Origin of the sequence: Actinomadura napierensis, assembly GCF_039529375.1 — a bacterium.
Taxonomy (GTDB): Bacteria; Actinomycetota; Actinomycetes; order Streptosporangiales; family Streptosporangiaceae; genus Spirillospora; species Spirillospora napierensis.
This window is the reverse complement of the sequence record NZ_BAAAMR010000216.1, coordinates 1-6,262: the sequence shown is the minus strand read 5'-3', so window position 1 is coordinate 6,262 and position 6,262 is coordinate 1. Positions and strand designations below refer to the sequence as shown.

Sequence of the window (6,262 nt, the reverse complement as noted above, 5' to 3'; positions counted from 1 at the left end):
GCGCGTCCGGGCGGCCGGCGACGGGCCCGGCGGCGGGCCCGGCGACGGGCCCGGCGACGGGGCCGGCGACGCGCTGCGGGCGCGGGTCGGGCCGTGCGGTGCTCCATCGGACGGCCCCCTCTCCGAAGGCCCGGCGGTTTCGGCTGCCAGGGACGAGTGCCAGGGTCGCGTGCCGGTGCGGGCGGCGGCAACCCGGGGTCAGAAATGGACGGTGAGCAGGGCCAGGACGGCGACACCGGCGGTGAGCCAGGCGGCGTAGTCGCCGATGTGCCCCGAGTGCAGGGCGTGCAGGCGGGCGGCCGTGGCGGTGGCGGCGCGCGCCAGAGTTCCCGGGGAGGCGTCGGTGCGTTCGGCGGTGCGGCGGCGCACGGCGTGCACGGCGATCAGCGCGGCCAGCAGCAGGGTGACGAGGAACCCGGCGACGCCCGAGGCGGTCCAGGGGTCGGCGGGCACCGAGTGGGGGTGGGGGACGCGGCCGTCCAGCACCAGGGCGGCGTAGCCGTCGCGGTCGGCGAACATCGCGGCGGCGGCGCCGACGGGGCCCCCGGGGATCAGCCCGGCCAGCAGCGCGGCCAGGAGCAGGACGAGGCCGGGGGTGACCATCGTCCAGGGCAGGTTGCGCAGGATGGGGCGGGTCTCGGGGTCCTCGTGACCGCCGCCGGCGGGGTGCGCGGTGTCCTGACCGCCGCGGGCGGGGTCCTCCTCGGCGGGGGTGCCGCGGTACACCCCGAGCCAGACGCGCAGGACGGCGCCGGCGGTGAGCGCGGACGCCGCGATGGCCAGCGGGGTGAACCACCACCAGCCGAGTTCCTCGGCGGCGTGCTCGGTGACGGCGTGCCCGGCGTACAGGCCGGACGGGGGCAGCCCGGCCAGACCGAGCGCGCCGAGCAGGAACGTGGCGCCGGTGACGGGCATGCCGCGTCCGCGTCCGCGCAGTTCGTGCTCGTCGACGGTCTGGTGCCGGTTCAGCAGGGCGCCGGCGGCCAGGAACAGGGCGCCTTTCACGCCGGCGTGCCCGGCGAGGTAGTAGGCGGTGCCGGCCAGGGCGTCCGGGCCGTGGGCGGCGACGCCGACCAGCAGCAGCCCGACGTGGCTGACGGTGGAGTAGGCCAGCAGCCGTTTGATGTGGTGCTGCAGGACGCACATGACGGCGCCGAGCAGCGCGGCGGCGGCGCCGAGGACGGCGATGGCGCGCAGCGGGACCAGCCCGGCGAACGTCGCCCAGTAGGTGCGGGCGATGCCGTAGACGCCGAGCGGCACCATGATGCCGGAGAACAGCACGCAGACGGGGGTGGGGGCGACGGCGTGGGCGTCGGCGAGCCAGAAGTGGAAGGGGACGGCGGAGGCCTTGACCAGGTAGCCGGTGCAGATCAGTACGAACGCGGCGGTGACGAGGGCGTCGCCGTGCCCGCCGGTGCCGGTGCCGAGCAGGTGGCGGCCGGCGGTGGCCATGCCGAGCTCGCCGGTCCGCGCGTACACCAGGGCGATGCCGGCGAGGGTGAGGTAGGCGCCGATCGACTGGATGATGCCGAAGTTGAGGGCGCCGTGGACGGTGGAGGGCTCTTCGGAGCGGTAGCCGGTGAGCGCGAACGCCACGACGCTCATCAGCTCGAAGAACACGAACGCGTCGAACAGGTCGCCGGTGTAGACGTAGGCGACCATCGCCGCCAGGAACAGCAGCATCAGGGTGTGGAAGATCGCCTGGACCTCGGTGAAGTACCGCCAGGAGAACAGCAGCGCGGCGAGGGTGAGCAGCGCGGTGATGAGGGCGAGGCCGGCGGCGAGGGGGTCGGCGACCAGGGGGATGCCGACGCCGGTGGCCGGTCCCCAGCCGCCCAGCCAGCTGACCTGGGCGTGGTGGGGGGCGCGGGTGAGGGTGAGGGCCGACAGCGCGGCGACGGCGGCGACGGCCAGGACGGCGGCGAGGTCGACGGCCAGCCGCGGCAGCCACCGTCCGGCGGTGGCCAGCAGCGCGGCGGTCAGGACGGGGACGGCGACGGTGATCTGCAGGATCACGATTCGAGCGACCTCAGCTCGCCGGGGTCGAGGGTGCCGCGCCGTTTGGCGACCTGGACGGTCAGGGCGAGCAGCAGTGCGGTGACGGTGGCGCCGACGACGATGTCGGTGAGGGTCATGGCCTGCACGACGGGGTCGGTGACGGGGCGTCCGTGGGGCGGCCGGTCGGAGAAGACGGGGGCGGTGGCGCCGTAGCGGTAGCCGATCGCCAGCAGCAGCACGTAGGTGCCGGACTGGGTGATCGACAGGCACACCACGGCGTGGATCAGGTCGCGGCTGGTGACGATGCCGTAGATCCCGATGAGGATGATCCAGCCGGCGGTCAGGTAGGGCAGGTGGCTCACGAGGGCTCCCCGGGTGGTTCGCGCACGAGCAGTGCCTGTTCGAAGAACTTGCCGATGAGCAGGACCAGCGCGCAGCCGACCTCGACGCCGACGGCGCCGTTGAGGGCGGGGACGGCGCCGGCGGCGGCCAGGGCCATCGCGACGAACACGCCGGCGGCGAGCGCCTCGGTGGACTCGAACACCGGGATGGGCCGCAGCCGCTGCAGGGCGGGGTAGTCGCCGGCGAGGTAGAGCAGGTGGATGGCGGTGCCGAGGATGACGCCGCCCTGGAATCCGCCGCCGGGCGACTGGGCGCCGTGCGCGACGACGTAGACGCCGATGAGCAGGGTGACGGGCAGCAGCAGGTAGCCGACGATGCGCAGGGCGTCCGACACCTCGGCGGGGCCGTGCCGGTGGGTGGCGCCCTGGTCCTCGGCCTCCTTGCCGACGACGCGCAGCAGCACCACCGCGCCGATCGCCGACGCCATCAGGATCAGCTCCTCGCCGATGGTGTCGAAGGCGCGCTGGTCGAAGTTGACCGAGGAGACGGTGTTGGTGGTGGACTCGCGCAGGGCCTGGTGGACGGCGCGGTCGCCGTAGGGGTGCAGGGCGCCGCCGAAGCGGGGCAGGTCGAGGGCGCCGGCGGTGAACAGGGCGGCGCTGCCGGCGGCGCCGGCGGCGAACAGCAGGATGCGGGTGCGGGTCCTCATGCGGGCGCCCTCATCGCGCGTCCCCTCCCGCGCCGCCCGCGCTGCCGGCGGTGGTGCCGGTGGTGTCGTTGTCGGGATGCCGGTCGTCCTCGCCGGTGTCGCCTCCCTTGCGGTGGCGGCGGGTGGCGTGCAGGGCGAGGACGACGATGAGGGGGACGACGACGGTGCCGACGCCGATCTGCGACATGGCGACGTCGGGGGCCTGCAGGACGAGGAACAGCACCCCGAGGACCATCCCGTAGCCGGACAGGACGATGGCCTGGCGGGCGGGGTCGCGGGTCAGCACGACCGCGGTGGCCATGAAGGCGGCCATCATCAGCGCGGTGACGATGAGGGCGTCGGCGAGCGGGCCGGAGAACGGGTCGCTCACGGCGCTTCTCCTTCCCGCGCGTCCCGGCCGCGTGGGCCGGTGCCCGCTCGCGTGGTGGCGCCTTCGGCGCGGGCGACGGCCTGGCCGGCGGTGACGACGGTGGCGGGTCCGGTGGCGGCCAGCAGCACCCCGATCACGGCGATCTTGACGACGTCGTGCCAGGACGACCAGGGGTGCAGGGCGAGCCCGGCCAGCAGCAGCGGGGCGGCGAGCGCGGTGACGGGCGCGACGGCGTGCAGCCGGGCGGCGGCGCCGCGGGTGAGGAGCAGCCGCAGCCCGGCCAGCACGCACACGGCGGTGCCGGCCCAGGTGAGGGTGTCGGCGAGCAGGGTCATGTGCCTCCCGTTCGGTTCACGGCTTCTCCGTCCCGTCACCCGTCCTGTCACAGGGTCCGGCTGAAGAACCGGGCGAACACCAGGGCCCCGGCGAACGACAGCAGGGCCAGGATGAGGGCGACGTCGAGGTAGGAGGTCCGCCCGTAGGCGGAGGCGAGCAGGGCGAGCACGAGGGTGACCAGGGGGCCGGTGACGATGAGGCCGGCGAGCCGGTCGACGGGGCGTCCGCGCAGGGTGGTCAGCAGCGCGGGCAGCACGGCGGCGACCAGGATCACCAGGGCGGGGACGGCGATGCTCATCGCGCCTCCGGCCCGCCGCCGGCGCGCCCGCCCTGCTCACCGGAGCACTGCTCGCCGGATGCCTGCCCGAGGGCGGGCTGGTCGTCGGGGGAGCGGATGAGGCCGGTGGCGCGCAGCCGCCGCTCGAACCGCGAGGGGTGCGGGGTGAGGCGGTGGACGGTCAGCGCTCCGTGCTCGGGGTCGACGCCGCCGACGTAGGTGGCGGGCGAGGTCGACACCAGCAGGGTGGCGGCGCCCCGGTTGGCGGCGCCGGGGGCGGCGTCCAGGCGGGTCCAGGTGCCGCCGGACGCGACGACGACGGCGACGCGGGCGCTGTCGACGACGATCTGGGCGGGCAGCAGCGCCAGCGGGGCCGCCAGCCGGGCGGGCGGGACGGGCCGCAGCCCGAGCGCCAGGTCGGCGGCCGGGCTGCGGCGCCCGGCGAGGTCGCGGGCGGCGCCGGTGCTGAACAGGGCGCGGCGTCCGCCGGTGGCGACCGCGGCCGCGAACGCGGCGACGACGGCGCCGACGGTGATCTCGGTGAGGTCGATCGTGGAGATCAGCGAGAGGTAGAGCGCGAGCAGGACGGCCCACCAGGCGAGCGGTTCGGCGGCCAGGCGCGCTGGGCCGCCGCGCGTCAGCGGGATCGTGCGGGCGGCGCCGGGCCCGGCCTGCGGCAGGCGGGACGGGCGCCCCGGCGGCGGATCCGGTGGCGGATCGGGCGGCGGATCGGGCGGCCTCGGGGTGGGTGGCGTCATGCCGATCGCATACCCCGGCGGACGGTTCCAACCGTGATCGGCGGCCCCCGGAGGCCCGACCCGACCCGTCCAGAGCCCGTTTTCTACCCGCCTGGGGCGTATGCCGGGGCATGTTTGCGCGTGGCGGGCGGGGTAGGCCGCGCTACAGGACGACCGTCCCGGCGCGCCCGCGCACGGCACAGGGAGGGACGCATGACGAGGTTCGGGTACTTCCTGTCCAGCGAGGAGCACGCCCCCGGCGAGCTGGTGCGGCAGGCGCGGCTGGCGCAGGAGGCCGGGTTCGAGGCGCTGTGGATCTCCGACCACTTCCATCCGTGGCTGGACGAGCAGGGCCAGGCCTCGTTCGTGTGGTCGGTGATCGGCGCGATCTCGCAGGCGACGTCGCTGCCGGTGGGGACGGCGGTGACCTGCCCGCTGGTGCGCACGCACCCGGCGATCGTGGCGCAGGCCGCGGCGACGTCGGCGCTGCTGACCGGCGGCCGTTTCACCCTCGGCGTCGGCACCGGCGAGTTCCTCAACGAGCACATCGTCGACTCGCGCTGGCCGCCCGCGGCCGAGCGGATGGACATGCTGGAGGAGGCCGTCGAGCTGATGAGGCGGCTGTTCACCGGCAAGCTGGTCACCCACCGCGGCGATCACTACCGGCTCGACACCGCCCGCCTGTACAGCGTCCCGGACGAGCCGCCGCCGATCTACATGTCGGGGTTCGGGAACAAGGCGGCGACGCTGGCGGGCCGGATCGCCGACGGGTTCATCTGCATGATGCCCGAGGCGGACCTGGTGAAGGTGTTCCGCGACTCGGGCGGCGAGGGCAAGCGGGTGCAGGGCGGGCTGAAGGCGTGCTGGGCGGCCGACGAGGCGCAGGCGCGGCGGACCGCGCTGCGGCTGTGGGCCAGCGACTACCTGCCGGGGGAGGCCAACCAGCTGCTGCCGCAGCCGCGGCAGTTCCGGCAGCTGGCGCAGCTGGTGACCGAGGACATGGTCGCCGAGCGGGTGCCGTGCGGCCCCGACCCCGAAGTGCACGCGCGGGCGCTGCGCGCCTACGTCGACGCCGGGTACGAGGACGTGTTCGTCACCCAGATCGGCCCCGACCAGGACGGCTTCTTCGACTTCTACTCCCGCGAGGTGCTGCCCCGCCTGCGCGGCTGACCCCGCGTCCGGCACCCGGATCCATGCGGCCGTTCCCCGCGCGGCCGTCCCTCCGAGAACCACCCACCCCCGAGATCCCCCCGATGGAAGGAACGAAGATGGAAACCCCCTCGGTGCCCGGCAAGGGCCCCGGACAGATCGGCGAGAACGCCGGACGGGTCGGCGCGGCCGCGTCCGGCGCGGCGAAATCGGCCGCCGAGACCGGCTCGGACGCCGCGCGCGACACCGCGCAGGGCACCGCCGGTGCCGCGCAGGGCACCGTCCGCGCCGCGGGCGCGGGCGTCGGCGAAGGCACGGCGGCCGTCCAGCAGTTCGGCGGGATC

At 75.4% G+C, this 6,262-nt stretch carries 9 protein-coding genes; 2 read left to right on the top strand and 7 right to left on the bottom strand.

The genetic code is table 11. The features are described 5' to 3' along the window. Positions 1 to 198: 198 nt before the first annotated feature. From ABD296_RS48570 to ABD296_RS48540, 7 genes are read right to left on the bottom strand one after another with little or no spacing between them, the layout of a single operon-like run. The gene (locus ABD296_RS48570) at positions 199 to 2,016 is read right to left on the bottom strand and encodes a complex I subunit 5 family protein (RefSeq protein ID WP_344285064.1); all 1,818 of its coding nucleotides are present in this window, start codon (positions 2,014 to 2,016) and stop codon (positions 199 to 201) included. Beyond that, on the bottom strand, positions 2,013 to 2,360 hold the full coding sequence (locus ABD296_RS48565; RefSeq protein WP_344285061.1) for a sodium:proton antiporter: 348 nt from the start codon (positions 2,358 to 2,360) through the stop codon (positions 2,013 to 2,015). Before ABD296_RS48565 ends, ABD296_RS48570 begins: the two co-directional genes overlap by 4 nt. Continuing rightward, the gene (locus ABD296_RS48560; protein ID WP_344285058.1) at positions 2,357 to 3,049 is read right to left on the bottom strand and encodes an MnhB domain-containing protein; all 693 of its coding nucleotides are present in this window, start codon (positions 3,047 to 3,049) and stop codon (positions 2,357 to 2,359) included. The genes ABD296_RS48565 and ABD296_RS48560 overlap by 4 nt, the downstream gene beginning before the upstream one ends. A 10-nt stretch (positions 3,050 to 3,059) precedes the next feature. Beyond that, positions 3,060 to 3,419 carry a Na(+)/H(+) antiporter subunit B gene (locus tag ABD296_RS48555; protein ID WP_344285056.1) on the bottom strand — a complete coding sequence of 120 codons (360 nt, stop codon included), beginning with the start codon at positions 3,417 to 3,419 and terminating at the stop codon, positions 3,060 to 3,062. Beyond that, positions 3,416 to 3,754: a monovalent cation/H(+) antiporter subunit G gene (locus tag ABD296_RS48550; protein WP_344285054.1), complete on the bottom strand. Its 339-nt coding sequence runs from the start codon at positions 3,752 to 3,754 to the stop codon at positions 3,416 to 3,418. The genes ABD296_RS48555 and ABD296_RS48550 overlap by 4 nt, the downstream gene beginning before the upstream one ends. 47 nt (positions 3,755 to 3,801) lie before the next feature. Continuing rightward, positions 3,802 to 4,053 carry a monovalent cation/H+ antiporter complex subunit F gene (locus ABD296_RS48545; protein WP_344285051.1) on the bottom strand — a complete coding sequence of 84 codons (252 nt, stop codon included), beginning with the start codon at positions 4,051 to 4,053 and terminating at the stop codon, positions 3,802 to 3,804. Next, positions 4,050 to 4,790: a hypothetical protein gene (locus ABD296_RS48540; protein WP_344285048.1), complete on the bottom strand. Its 741-nt coding sequence runs from the start codon at positions 4,788 to 4,790 to the stop codon at positions 4,050 to 4,052. The genes ABD296_RS48545 and ABD296_RS48540 overlap by 4 nt, the downstream gene beginning before the upstream one ends. A 192-nt stretch (positions 4,791 to 4,982) precedes the next feature. On the opposite strand from ABD296_RS48540, the gene ABD296_RS48535 reads away from it, so the two are divergent. Then, on the top strand, positions 4,983 to 5,939 hold the full coding sequence (locus ABD296_RS48535) for an LLM class F420-dependent oxidoreductase (protein WP_344285045.1): 957 nt from the start codon (positions 4,983 to 4,985) through the stop codon (positions 5,937 to 5,939). Between the two features lie 98 nt (positions 5,940 to 6,037). After that, positions 6,038 to 6,262, top strand: a 225-nt coding sequence (locus ABD296_RS48530) for a hypothetical protein (RefSeq protein WP_344285043.1), incomplete at its 3' end; no start/stop codon positions are given.